Raw genomic sequence first — 19,854 nt, 5'->3', positions numbered from 1 at the left:
TGGAGTTGACAACAATATGCAAGATTCACTGAGAATAGGGACGCTTGTACGCGGCGGCGAAGCCGTCCAGGTCATTCCGCAGATTGTAGAGCATGGCTTCGACTCCTTTCAATTGAATTTCTGGCAGACGACAGGCGGAATCGATCTGGCGGAGACCGCAGCCCGGGTCCGGGAGCTGGCGGCTGAGCATCACTTCATCATCTCTGCTGTCGGCATCTACGGCAATCCGCTTGGCGGCGGGCCGGAGGCTGAGACAGAGGCTACCTTGGAAGGCTGGGCGCAGCTGATTGAACACGCTCATTTGTTCGGGACTGACCTTATCGGCGGATTCACGGGGCGCTTGCCGGGCTCGTCGATTGACGAGTCGCTTCCGAGATTCGCCGAGGTGTTCGGAGAATTGTCGAAGCGGGCGGCAGACAAGGGTCTGCGGATTGCTTTTGAGAATTGTGCGATGGGCGGGAGCTGGCAGAAGGGTGACTGGAATATTGCTCATAACCCTACAGCTTGGGAGAAAATGTTCAACGCCGTTACGGCAGACAATCTCGGGCTGGAATGGGAGCCTGCCCATCAGCTCACCGCGCTAATTGATCCGATTCCGCAGCTGCGCAAATGGGTGGATAAGATTTTCCATGTTCATGGCAAGGACGCGACGATTGCCTGGGACATAGTCAAGGAATACGGAATTCATGGTCCGAAGCCTTATGTGTGGGACCGGACGCCGGGCTTCGGAGATACGAACTGGACGGATATTATCACCATTCTCCGGCAGGGCGGCTATCAGGGTACGATTGATATTGAAGGCTGGCATGATCCGGTCTACCGGGATGAGCTGGAGATGACAGGCCAGGTCCATGCGCTGAATTACCTGAAGCATTGCCGGGGCGGCAGTATGATACCGAATCCGGTTGTATAAGTACACAAGAAAGACCTCATGTTTCACATCTCCTGATGTGGCCGTGAGGTCTTTTGGGTTGGAATGATGTGATTAGATGAACCGCTTGATCGTCCAATAGGGGACGGTGAAGGTCCCTTTATTCGTTTCAATATGCAGTGCATCTGCGGAGTGGTCGATTTGGCATACTCCAGTGTACGTTTCTCCGCTGATTAAATGCACGCGCTGGCATAGATTGGAGAGAAGTGCATGCTGAATATCCTGTTTAATCATACCGTCCACTTCCTCCTTGAATGCATTGCTTGTAAATCTCTGTACTTATTATTAAACACGGATAGGATATTTTAACAGCAAAAATGGTTACAGTTTTGTACCATTTCACACCTGAATAGATGGCCTCAGATGGAGTAACATATTCATGTGCCTTCGGAGTGACGTTCTGTGGAGAGGGTAATATATATTCAGGAGGTGTTACCGATGAATAGAACGACCAGATTACATCAGATAACCGTAACTCTTCTTACTGCAGGTCTACTTGCCCTGTCAGGCTGGGGATCGGCGGCTTCTCCGGTTCAGGCGGCGGCAGCTTCAGCCGCGGCACTGGCTTGCGGGACTGGAGATCACGGGCTGCTTCAGGATTTGCAAAAGGCACATAGCGGAGCTGACAGCATTCCGCTCACCTTCTCGGATGTGGAGTTTCTGAACGCGAATATCGGGCGCGCAGCCGGAAACGGTTTTCTGATTGCAACCTCGGACGGCGGCTGCCATTTCCAGAAGATCTATGAAGGACAGTGGAGCTTCCAGCAGATTGATTTCCCGGATAATGTTCACGGCTGGGCGCTTGCTGCGGTTAAGGACGGGCAGGCTAGATATCTGCTAAGAACGGCAGATGGCGGCTCTATCTGGACAAGGCTATCGAACCAGGCAGTAACCTTTGAACGGATAGAGTTCCTGGACAGCAGCCAGGGCTTCGGCTACAACCGCGCATCTACATATTATACGAAGGACGGCGGGAAGAGCTGGAGTCTGATCAAGACGCCTGCCAACACACGCGGGGCGGAATTCACCAGCCGGAATAACGGCTGGGCTGTGGTGGCCGTTCCCGGCAGCGGCTATCGGGTGATGAAGACAACTAACGGCGGAGCAGTCTGGAAGCAGGTACTTAGCGCCTCCTCCCCTGAGGCGAATTACGGACAGATCTACGCCAAGGGTAGTCAGGTGTATGCGCTGCTGTACGGCGGCGTCGGCATGTCGCAGACCTCTTATTCCCTCTACGGCAGCTCTAACTCCGGCGGCAGCTGGACCCGGGTGATTGCCCAGGAGACCGCAGGCGGCGGTCCGGCTCCGGGCAGCGGCGCAGCCATAGCGAAGAAGGGGCCAGCTTCGGGTACCCCCGGTAATATGGTGCTGATCGGCACACAGACTGCCTTTCTGGTAGGATACCAGCCGGCAGCGGAGCAAGTGGGAATCGGGCTCACCAAGAACAACGGACAGAGCTGGAAGAATCAGCAGACCATTCCCGGATTCGAAGGAACGATCTCGTTCACCGACGTCAATCAGGGCTGGATGGCTGTGAAGGATATGAACAGCTCCACCCTCTATGTGACGAAGGATGCAGGCGCTACCTGGACAGCACGGTTTTCTTTTGAGACGGCAGGGCAGTAGGTTGTCCGTTAGATCTTGACGAATGGCAAAGATGACTGACAAAGATGACTAACAAAGATGAGTGATAAAGACGGGTCTTGTCCCCATGGGGGCGGACCCGTCTTTGATTGAAGGTGTTGTGGAGAATAACGTTAGCTTTGGTGTAATACTTGTGAGTAGCGGGTAATGGGATAGCATAGGGGGTGAAGCATGGTTAGACCCGTTAGAATACTCTGGATTATTGCTGTCGTGGTGAATATTGTAGGCTTAGCGCTCGTTGTCCTGCTGACTAACCCATGGTTCAGCCAAGGATTTATCCTGGATGTCATAAATATATTGCTGCTCCAGATAATAGGCATCCCTTCTGCGGTTTTGGTTGTTGCATCGCTTCTTCTGTTGAAGTACACAAGGAAACCGCCAGGCTGGGCGGGGTACATAGGAATCATCATCATGATAGGGGCGCTGTTGTGGATTGGGTGTTATTTTCTGTTTTTTGCATGGCTGATGCTATTTGAGAACGTCCGGTAAAAATAATACTTTACCGAACGTTCTTGAATATGTTAAGATGCAGCTACGAAAGAAATTATTTTTTTGACAATACTAGAACGATTGGTCTCAAATAAAAATGATGAGGAGTGTTAACGATGGGGAAGCTTGACGGGAAGGTTGCATTGATTACTGGAGGGAATAGCGGGATTGGGCTGGCTAGCGCCAGGTTGTTTGTGGCGGAGGGTGCCAGAGTGGTCATTACCGGCCGTAATCCGGTATCTCTGCAGGCGGCGGTAGAAGAGCTGGGCGCGGAGCATGCTGTTGCTGTTCAAGCGGATGCGACTGATCCGCAGAGTGCGGTGAAGGCTGTGAATGCAGCGATAGAGGCCTTCGGCAGACTGGATGTGGTCTACGCGAATGCAGGAATCGCGGGCTACACACCGTTGGGTAGCACGGAGCTTGCCACCTTCGAGGAAGTGCTTCGGGTCAATGTGACCGGTACCTTCTTCACCGTCCAGGCTGCGCTGCCTCATCTGAAGGCCGGAGCCTCCGTCATTCTGACGGGCTCTGTGTTAGCCAAGGCCGGAAGACCTGGCAATTCCGCCTATGCCGCCAGCAAAGGAGCGGTTAGCAGCATGACCAAAGTGCTGGCCTCCGAGCTGTCCCCGCTGGGCATCCGCGTCAACAACATTGCGCCCGGCGTAACGCGCACTCCGATCTGGGGCGAGTCGGCGATGGATAACTGGAAGCAGGTTGAGGCAGGCATGGCCCTTTCGATTCCGCTGGGCCGCGCGGCTGTGCCGGAAGAGGTCGCCAAGGTAGCGCTGTTCCTGGCCTCCGAGGATTCGTCGTATATCCAGGGCGCAGATATCGCCGTCGACGGCGGAGCGGGCAGCTCTCCGCTGGGCGCACCAATATACCGCCAAAACGCATAAGGATGGAAAGTGGCAGGAAAAGTGGCTAGTGGCAGGAAGCACCTTGAGGGGTGCTTTTTTGCGTTCAGGCGGAAGAGTTGATGAGTGACCGAATATATGTGAGAAACCGAATACAATATGCTGGCATTCACCCAGTATGGTAAAATGAACTGACACTTGTAAATTTATGTTATTCTCACTCAGGGTTGGAACCCTATTTTGAACGGAGGTTATCCGCATGAGGCTTACTAACCGGGGTACGATAATTGCTGTTGTGGTACTCGTTGTTGTAGCAGGAGGGATCTACCTGTCGCTAACCGGATTACCCTATAAAAGAAGTCAAATCGCTAATGAGGTCAAAGCCTACCTGATTCATACCAGAGCATATCCCGAAGCAGATATTCAAGAGATCCGGGGAGTCTATAGCCTGAAATCGGGCGATTATGAAGCGGAGGTACGATATAAGGATGAACCCGATCAGAATTATACGTATGCCAAAGTGAATGGTGTGTTCAGACTCGTCGGAGTCAGCAGCATGTACGGGGGACATATTGATGAAACTTTTTATTGATGATTGATTTCCAGGTTAGAGGTAAACGTTCTGCGCTGTCGAATAAGAGAATATACATAATGATGGAAAAGCTTGCATGTAAGGCGGATGTGTTGTAAACGCTCACAATTGATGCAGGAGGCGAACGGGAATGGATGGTAGCAAGTCGTTGATCTATCAAATTCTTAAGACTATTGAAGAGGGTAAAGTGCCGGTTCTGGAGAACCTGGAGGGAGTGACGGTTGGGGGCTTTCACAGTGCGCTTGAACAGATTGTAGAGAACAAGCTGGCGAATAATATTAGCTTCTCCCTCAGTGGCAAAGGCAAGAAAGCGGTCCGCGTCGTGGACACGAGCGGCTCCAAATTGACGGCGCAGGGCGTAAATTATATCCATGTCCAGGATAGCCGCACCTACTAGCTATATAAGAAACAAGACAACACCCGCAGAAGTGGAGAGACAATCTCCTGCTGCGGGTGTTTCATTGTGGGGCAAGTACCTATTCGCCAGTCTTGATGATCCAGACCTCCGGCAGATTACGGTACTGCTCGGCATAGTCGAGGCCGTAGCCGACGACGAATTCGTCCGGGATGTCAATCCCGCTGTAGTCAATGGGAACATTGACCAGGCGGCGGGAAGGCTTGCTGAGGATGGTGCAGATGCGTACGCTGGCGGCTTCGCGCAGGGCGAACAGCTGCTGCAGATGCTGAAGTGTCAGCCCGGTGTCGATCAGATCCTCGACGAGCAGGACATGCTTGCCCCGGATATCGATGTCGATATCCTTCTTGATCGTGATGACACCGGAAGAGGTAGCGCTGGCGCCGTAGCTGGAGACCGACATATAATCGATGCCAACCGGAAAAGTAATCTCCCGCATCAGGTCGGACATGAATACAGCGCCGCCCTTAAGAATACCGATAAGCACAAGCTCCTTGCCTTCGTAGTCGCGCGATATTTCAGCGCCCAGTTCCTGTACTCGCTGCTGTAGCTGGTCCTTGCTGACCAGAACTTTGGTAATTTGGCTCATGATTGACGCTCCTTATGGATCAGGATGGGATCAGGAAGATGATCTGTCCTTTTCCTTAAGCATAACATCATGTGCGCCTCCTTCAAAGATCGTTGTCGAGGAGACCAGGGTAATCTTGGCCTTCTGCTGCAATTCCGGGATGGTTAGCGCGCCGCAATTGCACATGGTGGACTTGATTTTGCTGATGCTGAGATCAAGATTATCCTTCAGCCGTCCGGCATAGGGGATAAAGGAATCCACCCCCTCTTCGAATTCCAGCTTGCTCTCCTTATCGGCATTGCCGAAGTCATAACGCTGCCAGTTGCGGGCCCGGCTGGAGCCTTCGCCCCAATATTCCTTCACGAAGTTCCCGCCGACCAGCAGCTTGCGTCCGGGACTCTCATCGAATCTGGCGAAATAGCGCCCAAGCATCACGAAGTCAGCGCCCATCGCCAGCGCCAGCACAATATGATAGTCATAAACAATTCCGCCGTCCGAGCAGATGGGGACATAGATGCCGGTCTGCTCATAATATTCCTGGCGCGCCGCCGCCACTTCGATGACGGAGGAGGCCTGGCCCCGGCCGATGCCCTTTTGCTCGCGGGTGATGCAGATGGAGCCGCCGCCGATACCGACTTTGATGAAATCAGCTCCCGCCTCCACGAGATACAGGAAGCCCTCCTTATCGACAACATTGCCCGCGCCGACCTTCACGCTCTCCCCGAAAGTCTCCTTAATATAATGGATGGTCTCCGCCTGCCACTCCGAATACCCGTCAGAGGAATCGATACACAGGATATCTGCTCCAGCCTCCACCAGCGCCGGTACACGCTCCTTGTAATCCCGCGAATTGATTCCGGCACCCACGATGAGCTGTTTGTTGTCGTCATGCAGCTCCAGCGGATACTCCTGATGGCTGTCATAATCCTTTCGGAAGACCAGGTGGACGAGATGGCCGCTGTCATTCACAATCGGCAGGCAGTTCAGCTTATGATCCCAGATCATGTCGTTCGCTTCTGTCAGTGTGATGCCTTCTTCGGCGTAGATCAACGAAGCCAGCGGGGTCATGAACTCTGTAATCGGGCAATCCGGCGGGAGGCGGTTCTCGCGGTAATCCCGGCTGGTGACGATGCCCATCAGTCTGCCCGTTGGTTCTCCGTTGTCTGTAATCGCAATGGTAGAGTGGCCGCTGCGCGCCTTCAGCACCAGCACATCCTGAAGCGTATCTTCCGGGCGCAGGTTCGAGTCGCTGAGGACGAATCCGGCTTTGAACTTTTTGACCCGGCGGACCATTTCGACCTGTTGCGTGATAGACTGGGAGCCATAGATGAAGGAGATGCCCCCGCTTTTGGCCAGTGCGATTGCCATGTTGTGGTCGGATACCGCCTGCATGACCGCCGAAGTCACGGGGAGGTTCATGGTCAGTGCCGGGGTCTCTCCCCGGCGGAATTTGGTTACCGGTGTGCTAAGATCCACATTTCCGGGAATGCAATCTTTGGTGGTCAGGCTGGGCACCAGCAGGAACTCACTGAAGGTTCTTGAAGGCTGCTCGTAATAATAAGCCATGGCTTGTCACTCCCCCTGCTATTTTTGGACAACTTATACCTGGGACAGGAACCTGACGGGTACTCCGATGTCCGCTTCCAGCTGCTTGTAATGCTCACCTTTGGCTAAGATTGCCTGCACGCCGATAAGCGTCACGCCCATCACAGACAATTGAGCAGCAATGCAGCGGATCGTAGCGCCTGAACTAATCACATCATCCAGCAGCAGCACGCGGTCACCGGAAGAGAAGCCGTCAAAATAGATATAATTCTCATTATACGCCGTCTCGCGCCTGACACTAACCTCATAATTCTCATACAGCTCCGTACTGAGGCGCAGAATATTCATCGGCTTCATCAGCTTGTAGGCAGCCAGCATCCCCCAGGTATGACCGCCGGGTTCAGGGGAGACAATGTAATCAAAATCGGGAAATTGCTCCGCTACAGCATCCGCCAGTTTGTGAGTGATTTCACGGATCAGCTGGGGGGCGATATACGTTCCGCGTTCTCCGAAGGGGTAGAGCTTGAAGTCATAGGCGGTGTCCTTGTTCTTGTAGATCCTCACATTTCTGGCCTTACGGATCGATTCACTTAAGCTTGCGTAGGATGCACTCATTTGCCCTCACTCCTTCTATTATAATGGATGCTAAAAACCCCAGGCTAAAGGAGGCGCAGTCCAGAGCAGGATACATCAGCAGAGAAAAGCCCGGTTTCACCCGTAAGCTCACACTGATTTATCCAGCAGGGGTCTGGCCTCTTGTAGCCTGGGGCAATTTACGGTTGCCTGTAGATACGCCCATTCCGGATTAACGGGCTTATACAAGAGAGGTTTGAAAGGACATAACTGACACAATGTTAACTCGGGAAAGGAGAATTAGGTCGTTTTTGCTACATATGTTATAAAAGTTAACTCAGATCATTTGTTATATGCTATCATCCGCAATAAAGTGTGTCAATATTTCATCAACATGTTATATTTAATTACTTATGTACTTATTTATAATAATTATTATCTGCAATTCATAAATAGTTCAAAGGTTTTGTTAAAAGCCGTATTTTGATGTGATATACTTAACACAGCGTTTTGAGATCTTGTGAAATTGATTCTATTATTTGCTGATAAGCAGTAACAGCGCCTACACCAATGAATATAGATTAGGATGGTGAACAAGCGATGCATATTGTCGTCGTTGGCCTGAATTACCGTACGGCTCCCGTAGAGGTGAGGGAACAGTTCGCTTTTGCCGAGAAAGATCTGCCGCTTGCGCTTCATCAGCTGCTGCAGACGAAGAGCGTTCTGGAAGGGGTCGTTGTCGCCACCTGTAACCGGACGGAAATTTATGTGGTCGTGGACCGCCTTCATATGTGCGGATATTTCATCCGCAGCTTCATGGAGCAGTGGTTCGGAGTAAGAAGCGATGTATTTACGCAACATATGTATATATATGAAGACGAGCAGGCGATTGCCCATCTGATGCGTGTCACCTGCGGTCTGGATTCCATGGTGATTGGCGAGACACAGATTCTGGGTCAGGTGCGCAGCGCCTTCCTGACGGCTCAGGCGGAAGGGGTTACCGGAACCTGGTTCAACCGGCTGTTTAAGCAGGCGGTGACGCTCGGCAAGCGTGCGCATAGTGAGACCTCGATCGGTGAGAGTGCGGTGTCGGTCAGCTATGCGGCAGTGGAGCTGGGGAAGCGGATCTTCGGCATGTTCACCGGCAAAAGAGTGCTCATTCTCGGCGCCGGCAAAATGAGCGAGCTGACGGTGAAGCATCTGTACAGCAGCGGCGCGGCGGAAGTGATTGTCGCCAACCGTACCTTGTCCCGCGCTGTAGAGCTGGCCGAGAAATTCTCGGGGAAGCCCAGGACGATTGAAGAGGCGCTGAAATCTCTGGATGAAGTGGATATTGTGATTAGCTCCACGGGTGCGGACGGCTATGTACTTACGGCTGCCCAGGTAGCCGAGGGCATGAAGCGCCGCCCTTCACGGCCGTTGTTCATGATAGACATTGCTGTGCCGCGCGATATTGACCCTGCTGCTGCCAGTGTGCCGGATGTATTCCTCTATGATATCGACGATCTGGAAGGCATTGTGGAGAGCAATCTGGAGATGCGCCGCAGTGAAGCCGCCAAGATCGAGGTTATGATCGAAGGCGAGATGGCGGATTTCCAGCAGTGGTTGAAGACGCTGGGCGTCAGACCGGTGATCCGTGCGCTGCAGGACAAGTCAAACGGAATATATGAAGAAACGATGGATAGTCTGTTCAACAAGCTGCCTGAGCTGGATGAGCATCAGCGCAAGGTGATCCGCCGGCTGACCAAGAGCATCGTTAACCAGATGATGCATGATCCGATCAATGTGATCAAGGAGATGTCCGGTGGCAAGCAGGGGAATGAAGCGCTGGAGTACTTCACTCAGATCTTCGCCCTGCAGGAGCAGCTGGATGCAGGTCCGGCCGGTGAAAGTGTTGAACCGCTTCAGCGCAGCACTGCTGAACGGCCCTCCGGCGGAGAGATCCGTGTGCCGGGAGCGGTGCTTACCCCAGCCGGTCTGCTGGGCGGGTGAGCCACATGCAACTGCTGAACGGAATATATGATGCCGCTCTGCTGCTATATGCCCTGAGCCTGCTGTTTGTTTTCTCGGATTGCCTTCGGCGTAATCCGGGCGGAAAGCGGCTGGGCACAGGGCTTCTTGCTGTCGTGGGCCTGCTGCAGCTGACCGGACTTGCGATCCGCTTCGCCCAGGAGGGCGGATTGCCGATTTTCACGCCTTATGATTTCCTGTTCTGGTTCTCCTTCAGCATGGTGGTTACCTCGTTCGCCGTGACGTATACTCGCGGCGGTGAGTTCACGGTGCTGCTTCTCAGCATGGCGGGCTTCAGCGTATTCCTGCTGAACCGGGTATGGCTGACGGCAGAGGATCATACCTTGCAGAGCTGGAGTGCGGTGCACGGGTGGCTGGCGATGCATGTGATTCTGGCGAATCTGAGCTTTGCCGCACTGACACTGGGGACGGTATTTGCGATAATGTATCTATTCCTGCATACGAAGCTGAAGAATAAGAAGTGGGATGACCGCGTCCGCAGGCTGCCCAGCCTAGAGACGATGGACAAATATTCCTACACAGCGATCCTGGCCGGAGTTCCGCTGCTGCTGGCCTCGCTGGTTCTGGCGGGTCTGTCAATTGTCGCGGAAGGGCGGACGCCGCTGTTTCAGGATACGAAGGTCCTGACTACGCTTACGGGCCTTGGCGTCTATATTGCCTACCTGGTGCTGAAGTTCTCCGGCCGCCGAAGCGGTACAGTCATGGCCCGCTGGGCGATTGCCGGGTACGGCTTCATTATTCTTAACTTCCTGTTGAATTCCTGGTCGAAGTTCCATGGCTGGGGCGGGGAGTGAGCGGGATGGAGAGTAGCTTGCGAGCGGGATGGACGTTGGATGAGCCGAGTTGTAATTGTTGGGGAGAGCTGGAGTGAGCGTGATGGAGAGTAGCCTGCCAGTGGGCTGGAAGATGGATGAAAGTGAGTTGGGAGTGCCTGGGGAGCTGGAGTGAGCGTGATGGAGAGTAGCCTGCCAGTGGGCTGGAAGATGGATGAGAGTGAGTTGGGAGTGCCGGGGGAGCTGGAGTGAGTGGGATGGAGAGTAGCCTGCCAGTGGGCTGGAAGATGGATGAGAGTGAGTTGGGAGTGCCGGGGGAGCTGGAGTGAGTGGGATGAAAAAGTATCTGCCGATTATGCTGGATGTGGAAGGCCGGCGTGTGGTGATCGTTGGCGGCGGGGCAGTGGCTGCTCGCAAGGCGGCTCCGCTGCTGGAAGCGGGCGCGGAGCTGGTCATTGTCAGCCCCTCGCTCAGCGGGACGCTGGCTGACGAGGGGCGGCTGAAATGGATCAACCGCCCCTATGCTCCCGGGGATCTCCAGGGAGCTGTTCTGGTCTATGCCGCCAGCGATAATAGGGCGGTGAACGAGGCCGTTGCTGCGGAAGCCCGGCAGCTGGGGCTGCCCGTTAATGTGGCCAGCCATGCGGAGGCGGGCACGTTCATTACGCCCGGCGTGCTCCGCCGCGGGCGCTTGACGGTTACGGTCTCGACCTCCGGGGCGGGACCGTCTGCGGCTGCGGAGATTACGCAGCAGATTGCGAGGCTGCTCGGCGAGGAATACGAGCCGTATCTGGATTTTTTGCATGAGCTGCGGACAGCCATCAAGCAGCTGGAGCCAGCGGCAGAGACACGGTCGCGGCTCTTGCGGCGGCTGGGGAAGCTGGATGTGTTGAATGAGCTGCGGCAGGGCACCTTTATACCATGGACACCCGGGGAGATTGAGGCTTGGGTGGCGCGCAACCGGGAGGAATAGGCGGCGGAAGTGACTGGGAGTGTGCCGAATGAGGGGCAAAAGTGCCCCTGATTTCTACGAAAGCCGCCAGGGTGAACGAATCAAGGGCAAAAGTACACTTGAATTCGGCCGAAGGGGCTCAGGCGAGCCAATGAAAAGTATAAGTACACTTGAATTTAACCGAAGCAGCTCATTCGAGCAAATGAAGAGTATAAATACACTTGAATACGGGCGAAAGTGGCCCAGTCGAGCAAATGAAGAGTATAAATACACTTGAATACGGCGAAAGCGGCTCAGTCGAGCAAATGAAGAGTATAAGTACACTTGAATACGGGCGAAAGTGGCCCAGTCAAGCCAATGAAGAGTATAAATACACTTGAATACGGGCGAAAGTGGCCCTGTCGGGCAAATGAAGAGTAAAAATACCCTTGATTTCGGCGAAAGCGGCTCAGTCGAGTAAACGAAGTGTATGAATACACTTCATTTTGGCCGCAGCAGCTCAAGCGAGCGTGCTGATTCACGGGAGAGTTATAAGGCGGCGGCTGGAATAAGGGACTGACTTGAACAGGGGGAATTGGGCATGCGGAAGATTATCGTGGGCAGCAGACAAAGTGCGCTGGCTTTAACGCAGACGGGGCATGTGATTGCCGATCTGGAGCGGCTTAGCGGAGCGCATGGATTTGATTTTACTTTTGAGGTGCATAAGATTGTGACCAAGGGTGACCGGATTCTAGATGTGACCCTGTCCAAAGTGGGCGGCAAAGGTCTGTTCGTCAAAGAAATTGAACAGGCGATGCTGGCGAAGGATATTGATATGGCAGTACATAGTATGAAGGATATGCCTTCCGAATTGCCGGAAGGCTTGATGAATGGAGCGGTGCCGAAGCGCGAAGATCCGCGCGACGTTCTGATCTCGGGCAGCGGAGCAGGACTTGAGGATCTGCCGCAAGGCGCGCGCGTAGGCACAAGCAGCCTGCGGCGCTCCAGCCAGCTGGCTGCGCTAAGGCCGGATCTGCTCATTGAGCCGGTACGCGGCAATATTGATTCGCGGCTGAAGAAGCTGGAGAACGGCGAATATGACGCGATTCTGCTGGCAGCGGCAGGGCTGTCGCGGATGGGGTGGCAGGACCGGATTACGGCATATTTGCCGCCTGAGGTCTGCCTGCCCGCTGTAGGCCAAGGAGCACTTGGTATTGAGTGCCGTGAGGACGATGAGGAGCTGCTGAGGCTGCTGGCGCTGTATAATGATGAGCGTACGGCACTCACGGTGACGGCGGAGCGGACCTTCCTTGGCGCCTTGAACGGCGGCTGTCAGGTGCCGATCGGCGCTTACGCGATCCTTGAGCCAGAAGGTGAAGCTGCGAGTCCGCGAATCACTCTGACTGGGATGGTCGGAACACCAGACGGCACAGTCATTCTGAAGGAGACCTGCACCGGTGAAGATCCGGTGGAGCTTGGTGCGGAGGTCGCGCGTAAGCTGGTGGCTAGAGGTGCGGAGAAGATTTTGGAAGATGTAAGGGAATAAGGGATAAGGGTTAAGAGTTAGACAGGAAATAGTGTGGGTTGGGGAGAAGCTTATGCAGGCCAGGATCGTATGTGTATAGGGATAAGGGGATGACGGAGATGGCGGGGAAGGTATATCTGGTAGGTGCAGGTCCGGGGGATGCGAAGCTGATTACAGTCAAGGGGCTGGAGTGTATCCAGAAGGCTGATGTACTGGTCTATGACAGGCTGGCCAGTCCAAGATTGCTGAAATGGATGAAGCCCGGCGGGGAGAAAATATACGTAGGCAAGCTCTCGGACCGCCATACGATGAAGCAGGAGGATATTAATCAGCTGCTGGTCGATCTCGCGCTGGAGGGCAAAACGGTGGTGCGTCTGAAGGGCGGGGACCCCGTGATTTTTGGCCGGGTAGGTGAAGAAGCGGAGCTGCTTCGCAGGAACGGCATCTACTACGAGATTGTGCCGGGCATTACCTCGGCCATCAGTGTCCCGGCGTATGCCGGTATTCCGGTGACTCACCGTGAGGCATCATCTTCCCTGTCGATTATTACCGGCCATGAGAGCCCGGATAAGCTGGATCATTCCATTCAATGGGATAAAGTAACGAATGCTACAGGCACGCTGGTGTTCCTGATGGGTGTCGCCAAAATTGGTTACATCAGCACCCAGCTCATGAAGCACGGCCGTCCGCCGGAGACCCCGGTGGCGCTGGTGCGCTGGGGGACGCGTGCGGATCAGGAGACGCTGACCGGTACGCTGGCCGATATTGAGGCGAAGGTTACGGCGGCCGATTTTCAGCCGCCGGCGGTTATTGTAGTCGGTGACGTTGTGCTCCAGCGGGAGCACCTGATGTGGGTGGAGGCGCTGCCGCTGTTCGGCAAGCGGATTGTAGTGACGCGGGCGCGCGCGCAGGCAAGTGAACTGGTGGACCGGATCGAGGAGCTGGGCGGCGAGCCGTATGAGTTCCCGGTCATTGAGACGGTGATGCAGCGGGATGCGGACAAGCAGGCGGAGATCGCTGCAGCACTTGGCGGGCTTCCGGCGTACGACTGGGTGTTCTTCACCAGTCCGAACGGCGTAGACTTCTTCATGCGTCATCTGACGCAGCAGAAGCTGGATATCCGCAGCCTGCACGGGGCACGCCTGTGCGCTGTGGGACCGGGTACGGCCGCGGCGCTCGCAGAGCGAGGGTTGATCTCCGAGGAGCTGCCCGGCCGCTTCCAGGCCGAAGGGCTGATCGAAACCTTCGGCCCCGAGCTTAAGCCCGGGCAGAAGGTGCTGCTGCCGCGCGGTGATCTGGCCCGCGACTGGCTGCCTGCGAAGCTCGGGGAGCTGGGGCTGGAAGTGACGGAAGTGGATACTTATGAGACGATTGTCACCGGCGAGGATGATATTGAGCTGGTGAAGCTGCTGGAGGAGAAGCGCATCCATGCGGTGACCTTCACCAGCTCGTCTACGGTGCGCAATTTCCTCGGCATCCTGAAGCGGATGGGCCTGGAAGATCCGCTGGCGCTGCTGGCAGGCGTCAAGATTGCCTGCATCGGTCCGGTTACCGAGCAGACCGCAGTCGAAGCAGGACTCACTCCGGGACTGCTCCCGGAAGAAGCCACCATCGAAGGGCTGGTGCAGGAGCTGTGCCGCTGGAATGAATCGACAAGGCTTCACGATATAAATTGAACCTGAAAAAATACAGCGGTACAATTGAGGGAATCTGGGACAAGTCATGCCCGTTTAGAGATAATTGCTTAACATAGACAGATGTGTGTAGATACTTACTGAACAGGAGGTTTACAGCAATGAGCTTTCCAATAACCAGACACCGCCGTTTGCGCGGGTCGGCCGGTATTCGCGGCATGGTGCGCGAGACCGTATTAAATGTGCTGGATTTCATCCAGCCGATTTTTGTAACCTATGGAACGGGTGTGAAGAATGAGATCGGTTCCATGCCCGGCGTCTATCATTTCTCGCTGGATACGCTGAAGGCAGAGGTAGATGAGATTGCTTCCCTGGGCATTCCAGCGGTGCTGCTGTTCGGTATTCCCGAGACGAAAGATGCAGTCGGCTCGTCCGGCTTCGCAGACGATGGCATTGTGCAGGAAGCCACGCGTCTGATCAAAAAATGGTATCCCGACCTGCTGGTCGTAGCCGACACCTGCCTGTGTGAATTCACCGACCACGGCCACTGCGGCATGGTGCATACCCATACGGTGGACGGCGTGGTTCACGGGGATGTAATCAACGATGCTTCGCTTGAGCTGCTGACCCGCACGGCGGTCTCGCAGGCCCGGGCAGGGGCGGATATTATCGCACCGTCCAACATGATGGACGGATTCGTGCAGGCGATCCGTGCCGGACTCGATGCGAATGGCTTCGAGCAGGTACCTATCATGTCCTATTCGGTAAAATACGCCTCCGCCTTCTATGGCCCGTTCCGTGAAGCGGCGGATTCGGCTCCCCAGTTCGGCAACCGCAAGACGTATCAGATGGACCCGGCCAACCTGCGGGAAGCTATCCGCGAAGCGGATTCCGATGTGCTGGAAGGCGCGGACATGCTGATGGTGAAGCCCGCACTGGCTTATCTGGATGTAATCCGTACGATCCGTGACCAGTTCGATCTGCCGCTTGTAGCCTACAACGTCAGTGGTGAGTACTCGATGGTCAAGGCGGCTGCGCTGCAGGGCTGGATCGATGAGCAGGCCGTTGTGCTGGAAATGCTGACCGGCATGAAGCGCGCCGGAGCAGATGTAATCATTACCTATTTCGCCAAGGACGCAGCCCGCTGGCTGCGCGGCTAGGATCAGGAGGGAACAAGCATGGGCAATATACCGCTGAACCGCCGGGAAGAGGCTTCCCGCACCGCTTTTGAAGAGGCAAAACAATATATTCCCGGCGGGGTGAACAGCCCGGTCCGGGCATTCAAATCCGTAGGATTGACTCCGGTGTATGTCGAAAGGGGCGAAGGCTCGCGGATCTACGATATTGACGGCAACAGCTTCATTGACTACGTCTGCTCGTGGGGACCGCTAATTATGGGACATGCCCATCCTGAAGTGGTGAAGGCGCTGCAGGAGACTGCGGCTAGAGGGACAAGCTTCGGCGCGCCGACCCTGATGGAGACCGTTATGGCCAAAACCGTGGTAGAACGTGTAGCCTCGGTGGACATTGTGCGCATGGTGAACTCAGGAACGGAAGCGACGATGAGCGCGATCAGACTGGCCCGCGGCTATACCGGACGCAGCAAAATCCTCAAATTCGAGGGCTCCTATCACGGCCATGCCGACAGTCTGCTGATCAAGGCTGGTTCAGGGGTGGCTACCTTGGGGCTGCCGGATAGTCCGGGCGTGCCGGAAGGTGTGGCGGTGAATACGATCACGGTACCATATAATGACTTGGACGGGGTCAAAACCGCTTTTGAACGTTACGGCAACGAGATTGCCGCTATCATCGTTGAGCCGATCGCCGGAAATATGGGCGTTGTGCCTCCGCTTCCGGGCTTCCTGGAGGGGCTTCGTAAGGTGACTACGGGGTACGGGGCTTTGCTGATTTTTGACGAGGTGATGACCGGCTTCCGTGTGGACCGGGGATGTGCGCAGGGGCTGTTCGGAATGGACCCGGATCTGACCTGCTTCGGCAAGGTTATCGGCGGCGGGCTTCCAGTAGGGGCTTATGGCGGCAAAAGAGAGATCATGGAGCAGATCGCTCCTTCCGGTCCGATCTATCAGGCAGGCACACTCAGCGGGAATCCGCTGGCGATGGCGGCGGGCTACAGCACGCTTGCGCTGCTGACCCCGGAGGTCTACACCCGTCTGGAGTCGCTTGGCGCGAGACTGGAAGCCGGACTTAAGCGCAATGCGCAGGAGACGGGCATTCCGCTGACGATTAACCGCGTGGGATCGATGGTATGTCCGTTCTTCACGGAGGAGCCAGTCATTAACTTCGAGACGGCCAAGACCAGTAACCTGGAGCTGTTCAAGCGTTATTTCGGCAAAATGCTGGATCAGGGTATCAGCGTTCCGCCGTCCCAGTTCGAAGGAATGTTCGTATCCGCTGCGCATAGCGAGCAGGATATTGACGATACGATTGCGGGCCATTACCAGGCCCTGAAATCGCTATGACGGCGGGACCGGAGGACCGCTCCGGCCAGCATGGCAGCAGCATGGGCCAAGACGGAAGTGATACCGCCAGTGCCCCCTTCGCGGGGGGCGGCAAGTGGACCCGGCGCGGGGAATGGCTGGAAGCCATGCCTGGCCGGGTCATTACGTCGGCTGCCGACAGAACGGCAGCCATCGATGCCTGGCTGCTGGGCGTAGCTGGCATGCCGGAGAAGCTGCACGCCCGGCTGCGCCGCGAGGACGGCATCCAGTGGAGGGGCGACCGGCTGCGGCTGGCCTTGTTCCCCCACAGGGAAGCGGGAATAGAGCCGGTATGGCAGGAAGCTGCGGCTAAGGTGCTGTTCGAGGACGACTTTTGCCTCGTGGTCCATAAGCCTGCGGGTATGGCAGTTCATCCGGACGGCAGCAGCACCGAGGTGACGCTGGATCATATCGTTGCTGCGCATTATGCGGCTTCCGGCGGAGGGATTGCCATCCGCCATATCCACCGGCTGGACAAGGATACTACCGGACCCGTGCTGTATGCGAAGAACGAATATGCCCAGCTTGTGCTGGATGAAGATATGCGTGAGAAGAAGGTATCCCGCCTGTATGCCGCGATTGTTGAAGGCGCAGTGCCGCCTGAGCTTACAGTGATCGATGCCCCCATCGGCCGTGACCGCCATCATGCGGCGCGCAGACGGGTATCCCCTGGAGGGCAAGCGGCGGTAACACGGATTGTGGGGCGTGAAGCCCTGCCCGGCGGAACCGTAGTGAAGCTGCAGCTGGAGACGGGCCGGACGCACCAGATTCGTGTCCACCTCAGCCATGCGGGTCATCCGCTGTTCGGGGATGATCTCTACGGCGGATCGGGCTGGCATACCGCGGGTATTCCCTCTTTATATGATGAGAAGCCCCCGCGTACGAAGCCTGGTCAGGTGAAGTCTGCCATTACAGCCTGGTTTGAAGAGCAGGAGAAGGCAGGCCTTACCCCTGGTCTTCAAGTCTCCGGCAAGCAGCCAGCTCCACCTTCCAAGCTGGGAGTCACGGCGAAGAAGGAGAGTTCCGACCGCCAGGCGTTGCATGGCGAGAAGCTGATTTTCGCCCATCCCTGGACCCGCATCAAGATCGAAGTATCTGATCCCTGGCCGGAGGATATGCGCCGTCTGCGCCAGCAAATCGGCGGCGTAGATCAGGAGTAGGCCATTAACCAAGTGGGCCTGTGAACTTAAGGTAATTCTTCTGTGAAGCTAAGGTAAGTCAATATAATCTATGCCCAGCCGGGCCGCGTTTCTCTAATATCTGGAGGATTGCGGCTCGGCTTTTAGTTGTTGTTCAGCATGACCTCCCCTCCAGCCGGAACATCGAACAATAAGTGGATTTATGCTATTTAATTTACGCCCCATTGCTCTCCGAGAAGTGTTAAGTGGATTTAGGGCATCTAATTTTCTCAATATGTCGTATGTGTTCATTTGCAGCTTATATAAGTGATGTTTTTCCAACTGTTGCCGGATATTCGTAGATTTACTGGTGAACAGTTGCCCTTTTTCCACTTAATTAATTGAAGCTACCTGTTCGCTCGCCTCCCCTCTGATACAATTCTGCTCTCAAGCCCGTCTTACTAGTATGAGGAGATGATTTGGCAGTGAGCATGAGATGGAATCGCAGAGTGTTAGGAATTTTAGCCGCCTCGACCCTGGTGATTACCGCCGGAATAATGCTGGTTGTGCAGCTGGACAATAAATATGGCGTACTGGGTCTGGTTGCCCAGCTTCAGAGCTTCCAGGTGAGGGTAGACAATCAGTCAGACTTTGAGCTGAGTATTCTGGCGACAGGAGTGGTAACCAGCGCAGCAGCGGAGGCGTCAGTAGACGAAGTTGGCAAGATTCTCAAAAGCGGAAAAACAATAAAAATCAAACCCCGGCTGACCTTAAGCGGTGAGGGCGGCATTTACCTGAAGTATTCAGACCCGAGAGAACCGGATGTTTCCAGAACCGTCGGAGTATGCTCCTACACCGAGACTTTATCCGGCTATTCCAAGGTTATTATTACGAATGACAAGGTGACAATCGAACAAAACTGCAGCTAATCTATACACAATCCATATATTTGCAGATTTCTAGTAACATTTGTAACTGACGGGCTTCCAATATATTGATAAATATAGTATGTAAGCGCAGTCTATTTGATGAACTGGGGGAATATTTGTGAAAAAAGTTACTAAGTTAATGCTCGTGGCCGGCATCTCATTGGCACTTGTCGGGGTAGGGAACAGCGGCGCCCTGAACAATGTCACTTCGGCAGCGAGCGCACCGCTTAAGGTAGGCCGGGTGGAAGCGGCTGCCCATGGCACCAAATGCTTCACCGTAGCGGTTGCTGTAGTCCAGAATGGCGTGATCGTTGCGGCTTCACTGGATGATTATCAGTTCCTGGGCACCGATGTAGCCACTGGCGTACCGAACTCGGACAAGGATTTCGGCCAGAACTACAAAGATCCGAACATGGTACTGGCCTCCAAGAAGACCAACGCCAAATATTACAGTGAGCACATGACGGAAGAAGCCAAATCAACAGTATCCTATGACAAGAACCTGGCTGCCATCGAGAAATTCGCAACAGGCAAAACTATAAAATCCCTTGAAGCTACACTGACTAACAAAAGCAAAGAGCAAGTCGTTGATGCTGTAAGCGGTGCAACTCTGGTGGATACCCAAGGTTACCTGAAGGCCATTCTAAGCGCAGCCAAAGCTGCAAAATAATTAACAGTTCCATCTATTTAACCGATGTTAACCCCTTCATGGCTGCGGCTGTGGAGGGGTTTTGCTATGCTGTTTCCATTTGTCGCCAGACCGGCTCCGCTGTTCAAGAGAGTGGCACCCCTGCAATTATGGGT

19 protein-coding genes, 1 pseudogene and 1 riboswitch are annotated in these 19,854 nt (G+C 54.9%); of the genes and pseudogenes, 16 read left to right on the top strand and 4 right to left on the bottom strand.

The annotated features are described in order from the left end of the window. Positions 1–16 precede the first annotated feature (16 nt). Positions 17–913 carry a sugar phosphate isomerase/epimerase gene (locus tag NYE24_RS12795; RefSeq protein WP_036697496.1) on the top strand — a complete coding sequence of 299 codons (897 nt, stop codon included), beginning with the start codon at positions 17–19 and terminating at the stop codon, positions 911–913. Positions 914–985: 72 nt separating this feature from the next. On the opposite strand, the gene NYE24_RS12790 is transcribed toward NYE24_RS12795, so the two are convergent. After that, the gene (locus tag NYE24_RS12790) at positions 986–1,165 is read right to left on the bottom strand and encodes a hypothetical protein (protein ID WP_036697495.1); all 180 of its coding nucleotides are present in this window, start codon (positions 1,163–1,165) and stop codon (positions 986–988) included. A 204-nt stretch (positions 1,166–1,369) separates the two neighbouring features. Between NYE24_RS12790 and NYE24_RS12785 the strand changes: the two genes are divergently transcribed. The 5 genes from NYE24_RS12785 to NYE24_RS12765 all read left to right on the top strand — a co-directional run bounded on the left by NYE24_RS12785 (position 1,370) and on the right by NYE24_RS12765 (position 4,907). Then, a complete protein-coding gene (locus tag NYE24_RS12785; protein WP_342478807.1) occupies positions 1,370–2,557 on the top strand; it encodes a hypothetical protein in 1,188 nt (395 codons plus the stop codon). Between the two features lie 189 nt (positions 2,558–2,746). Beyond that, positions 2,747–3,064, top strand: a complete 318-nt coding sequence (locus NYE24_RS12780) for a hypothetical protein (protein ID WP_342478806.1) — start codon at positions 2,747–2,749, stop codon at positions 3,062–3,064. Positions 3,065–3,180: 116 nt separating this feature from the next. Continuing rightward, positions 3,181–3,960: a glucose 1-dehydrogenase gene (locus NYE24_RS12775; protein ID WP_342478805.1), complete on the top strand. Its 780-nt coding sequence runs from the start codon at positions 3,181–3,183 to the stop codon at positions 3,958–3,960. A gap of 217 nt (positions 3,961–4,177) precedes the next feature. Beyond that, the gene (locus NYE24_RS12770) at positions 4,178–4,510 is read left to right on the top strand and encodes a DUF3139 domain-containing protein (protein WP_036697491.1); all 333 of its coding nucleotides are present in this window, start codon (positions 4,178–4,180) and stop codon (positions 4,508–4,510) included. Between the two features lie 130 nt (positions 4,511–4,640). Continuing rightward, on the top strand, positions 4,641–4,907 hold the full coding sequence (locus tag NYE24_RS12765; RefSeq protein WP_036697490.1) for a hypothetical protein: 267 nt from the start codon (positions 4,641–4,643) through the stop codon (positions 4,905–4,907). Positions 4,908–4,986: 79 nt separating this feature from the next. Here the strand turns inward: NYE24_RS12765 and hpt are convergent, their stop codons facing one another. Genes hpt through NYE24_RS12750 form a run of 3 tightly spaced genes read right to left on the bottom strand, consistent with a single transcriptional unit; the run spans position 4,987 to position 7,653 of the window. Beyond that, the gene (gene hpt, locus NYE24_RS12760; protein WP_200869229.1) at positions 4,987–5,517 is read right to left on the bottom strand and encodes a hypoxanthine phosphoribosyltransferase; all 531 of its coding nucleotides are present in this window, start codon (positions 5,515–5,517) and stop codon (positions 4,987–4,989) included. Positions 5,518–5,544: 27 nt separating this feature from the next. After that, complete coding sequence (locus tag NYE24_RS12755; protein WP_036697488.1) at positions 5,545–7,059, bottom strand: IMP dehydrogenase; 1,515 nt, start codon at positions 7,057–7,059, stop codon at positions 5,545–5,547. A 33-nt stretch (positions 7,060–7,092) separates the two neighbouring features. Beyond that, entirely contained in the window at positions 7,093–7,653 is a 561-nt protein-coding gene (locus NYE24_RS12750) for a phosphoribosyltransferase (RefSeq protein ID WP_342478804.1), read from the bottom strand. Positions 7,654–7,777: 124 nt separating this feature from the next. Next, positions 7,778–7,880, bottom strand: a riboswitch (purine riboswitch). A gap of 331 nt (positions 7,881–8,211) precedes the next feature. Between NYE24_RS12750 and hemA the strand changes: the two genes are divergently transcribed. From hemA to NYE24_RS12700, 10 genes and pseudogenes are all read left to right on the top strand, one after another. Next, positions 8,212–9,603 (top strand): glutamyl-tRNA reductase, encoded by a 1,392-nt coding sequence (gene hemA, locus NYE24_RS12745; RefSeq protein WP_342478803.1) that lies wholly within the window; start codon positions 8,212–8,214, stop codon positions 9,601–9,603. Positions 9,604–9,608: 5 nt separating this feature from the next. Further along, on the top strand, positions 9,609–10,436 hold the full coding sequence (gene ccsA, locus NYE24_RS12740; protein WP_342478802.1) for a cytochrome c biogenesis protein CcsA: 828 nt from the start codon (positions 9,609–9,611) through the stop codon (positions 10,434–10,436). A gap of 313 nt (positions 10,437–10,749) precedes the next feature. Then, a complete protein-coding gene (locus NYE24_RS12735; RefSeq protein ID WP_342479234.1) occupies positions 10,750–11,388 on the top strand; it encodes an NAD(P)-dependent oxidoreductase in 639 nt (212 codons plus the stop codon). Between the two features lie 559 nt (positions 11,389–11,947). Further along, entirely contained in the window at positions 11,948–12,892 is a 945-nt protein-coding gene (gene hemC, locus NYE24_RS12730) for a hydroxymethylbilane synthase (protein WP_342478801.1), read from the top strand. A 98-nt stretch (positions 12,893–12,990) separates the two neighbouring features. Then, a complete protein-coding gene (cobA, locus tag NYE24_RS12725; RefSeq protein WP_342478800.1) occupies positions 12,991–14,547 on the top strand; it encodes a uroporphyrinogen-III C-methyltransferase in 1,557 nt (518 codons plus the stop codon). Between the two features lie 119 nt (positions 14,548–14,666). Further along, positions 14,667–15,665 (top strand): porphobilinogen synthase, encoded by a 999-nt coding sequence (gene hemB, locus NYE24_RS12720; RefSeq protein WP_342478799.1) that lies wholly within the window; start codon positions 14,667–14,669, stop codon positions 15,663–15,665. An 18-nt stretch (positions 15,666–15,683) separates the two neighbouring features. Continuing rightward, on the top strand, positions 15,684–16,985 hold the full coding sequence (gene hemL, locus NYE24_RS12715; RefSeq protein WP_143804442.1) for a glutamate-1-semialdehyde 2,1-aminomutase: 1,302 nt from the start codon (positions 15,684–15,686) through the stop codon (positions 16,983–16,985). Positions 16,986–17,026: 41 nt separating this feature from the next. Further along, positions 17,027–17,830: pseudogene (locus tag NYE24_RS12710) on the top strand (RluA family pseudouridine synthase); the annotation flags it as partial. Between the two features lie 800 nt (positions 17,831–18,630). Then, on the top strand, positions 18,631–19,050 hold the full coding sequence (locus tag NYE24_RS12705) for a hypothetical protein (RefSeq protein WP_342478798.1): 420 nt from the start codon (positions 18,631–18,633) through the stop codon (positions 19,048–19,050). Between the two features lie 118 nt (positions 19,051–19,168). Beyond that, positions 19,169–19,720, top strand: a complete 552-nt coding sequence (locus NYE24_RS12700; protein WP_036698948.1) for a hypothetical protein — start codon at positions 19,169–19,171, stop codon at positions 19,718–19,720. The last annotated feature ends 134 nt before the right edge of the window (positions 19,721–19,854 follow it).

Source organism: Paenibacillus sp. FSL H7-0350 (assembly GCF_038593195.1).
Taxonomy (GTDB): domain Bacteria; phylum Bacillota; class Bacilli; order Paenibacillales; family Paenibacillaceae; genus Paenibacillus_AQ.
Note: the sequence above shows the minus strand (reverse complement) of the source record. Positions and strands in the feature narration are given on the sequence as shown.